1 pseudogene is annotated in these 545 nt (G+C 46.2%); it reads left to right on the top strand.

What is annotated here, in order from left to right:
* Positions 1-362, top strand: a pseudogene (locus tag ADK28_RS28595) (hypothetical protein); the annotation flags it as partial.
* Positions 363-545 lie beyond the last annotated feature (183 nt).

The raw sequence follows: 545 nt of genomic DNA, 5'->3' as shown, positions 1-545 counted from the left end.
AAGTTCAGCAGGAGAAAGCCGGTAATATCGGCGGACTCTATATGAGTTTATCCACGCCCGGATTAACGACCTGGTTCACGCCACTGAGTCATTCCGAGCGCAATTTGGCACTACGTGCCGCGCTGGATTTATGGGGTGACGCACCGGACACAAAGCGTTTATTCCTTCTGAACCTGAATAAAGCCTGGAACCAGCAAAAATTACGCCAGTCCCGTACCGATAAAAAAGCACTGAATACCTACCTGAAGAACGACACCAAAACACGACTGGACTTTATGGCTGAACGCAGCGGGGTTCGCATCAGCGATATGCTGGAAACGCTGATTAATGACCATTACCGAAAAACCTGTGGTGGTGAGTGAGGACTTTACGCTGAAAATAAAGTGAGTGGAGACAGCAATACAGACCTGAAATGACATTCAAAAAAATCTCAGACCTATATTACCAATGTGAGAACGGCAGCAGAAATGTTGCCGTTTTTTTATTTTACTCATGGAGGTTAATGTGTCTGATAAGAAAAAACGGGGTTCTGATGCCCTGCCGCT

The sequence above is a fragment of the Serratia sp. 506_PEND genome, assembly GCF_001076875.1.
Lineage (GTDB): Bacteria > Pseudomonadota > Gammaproteobacteria > Enterobacterales > Enterobacteriaceae > Serratia > Serratia marcescens.
The sequence above is the reverse complement of the archived record's forward strand: the minus strand, read 5'-3'. Positions and strand labels throughout refer to the sequence as shown.